The sequence below is a fragment of the Facilibium subflavum genome (genome assembly GCF_003574485.1).
Classification (GTDB): Bacteria; Pseudomonadota; Gammaproteobacteria; order Francisellales; family Francisellaceae; genus Facilibium; species Facilibium subflavum.
The window spans coordinates 1-1,713 of record NZ_QLIT01000306.1; the positions used below are offsets into that span (position 1 = coordinate 1).

General features: G+C 36.3%; 1 protein-coding gene. It reads left to right on the plus strand.

Annotation, left to right across the window (positions count from 1 at the left end; all coding sequences use genetic code 11):
• The coding region (locus DNK84_RS13585; protein WP_162902504.1) for a hypothetical protein at positions 1–1,615 on the plus strand (1,615 nt) is incomplete at its 5' end.
• Positions 1,616–1,713 lie beyond the last annotated feature (98 nt).

Here is a 1,713-nt window from a genome sequence, read left to right on the forward strand (position 1 = left end):
TTTATGGAGCGGTTACGTAAAAGCGATTATTAACAACCTTGATACCTACAAAGGTCAGGATAGTTTGCCAATAACACCAGCGATATTGAACGCTTACCAAATCAGCGTTAAGACAGAAACAATGGAGTCGTTACAGGATGCATTAAAATATATGGACATTGACTGTCTGCAACAACTAATAAATGATCCATCGAAATCAAATGATTTACTGGCTGGACTCAAAACATTAGACGATGCCGTTTTACTATGTGTTCAGACACCATCTGATAAGTTAGAACCTATTTTTTCTGCAGTTTTTGATAAATTTTTAGCGCAAAAAAACGTTGAATCCTGGCTTATTCCAATTATTGAGAATGATAAAATCGCAATGATGTTTCGTGTCATGGCATCTAAGATGACAAAATTTGGTGATGTGCTACGTATTTGTGATGAATTAACACCACAGCAGTTAGAAGCCATAAAAGCCGATACGAATGCGCAAGCTTTATTTAGAGATTTACTTAAAAATCCATTGGTTCACAAAAAAGCTGATGATTATGTTAATTTTAGCTTACAGTTTACGACTTTATTTAAGCAATGCATCGAAAGTGATGAAACACTTCAGGCGCAATTTTTACAGGCATTTAATGAGTTTCGTGTAGGTAACAGCAACATACTTCAGCGGTACGTAGCCACGCCGGAATACTTTAATATGATTGTAGCGTTTTATGGCACCTATGGTCATAAAGAAGCCTTGCTTAAGCTTGTTACTCATCAAAACTCGAATGGTAAAACTATCTTACATCAGCTTATTAATCAGCCTGAGCGATTAAGTGCGCTGTTGGATCAACTGCCAGAAGAATTGCGTTTGAGGGCGATAACAAAGGAAAGTACGCGTATTTTTGTTGGCAATGTGCTGCATACTGTGGCCAGCAATAGCATAACTATGCTTGTAGATATTTTGGCAAAATTACCTAAGACAGATCGTCTGTCCGCGCTTTTATGTGTCAACAGCGATGATGAGAGTTTATTAGAGACATTAGATAATTCTCAAGGCTTACCGTTTATAAAAAATATCTTATTAATGTTACCAGAGCAAGATCGTTTTAAAGCCCTTACCCATAAAAATAAACGTGGCGTTAACTGTTTACATCAATTGGCAGAATATAAAGCAGGACAAGTGGTATTATCCGAACTTTTATCAACATTATCCATTGAGGATCGTTTAAATGCTGTACGACAAAAAAATAATTATGGGGAGAGTTTGATTTACCGGATTGTTAGCAACCCAGATTGTTTAAGCAATGTATTAGCTCAGTTACCAGAAGATAAACGTTTAGCGGTATTGTATGAGGGGAATAAGGTAAATAATCAGACAGTACTCGAAAAGTGTGCCGAATATTACCCTGAAGGCTTACAAGTAATACTGCAACAATTGCCTGAGGCAGATCGTTTACAAGCGCTTTTACATAAAGATCAGTCGGGCATGAATATGCTTGAATTATTTATTGATTCTCAACAAAACTTGCCAAATAGCTTATCTGGTATTTTGGAGACATTATCAGCAAGCTCTTGTTTACATCTTATTCAGGCTAAAAATGATGAAGGTAATAATATTTTACTCTGTACACGATGATTTTCTCATTTGAGTAGCTCCTGTAGCGGTCGGTTTAAAATTTTAAGACAAAGCTTAAAGTCTCTTATGCTAAAAGCTGCTCTTTGATAAGCATTAGC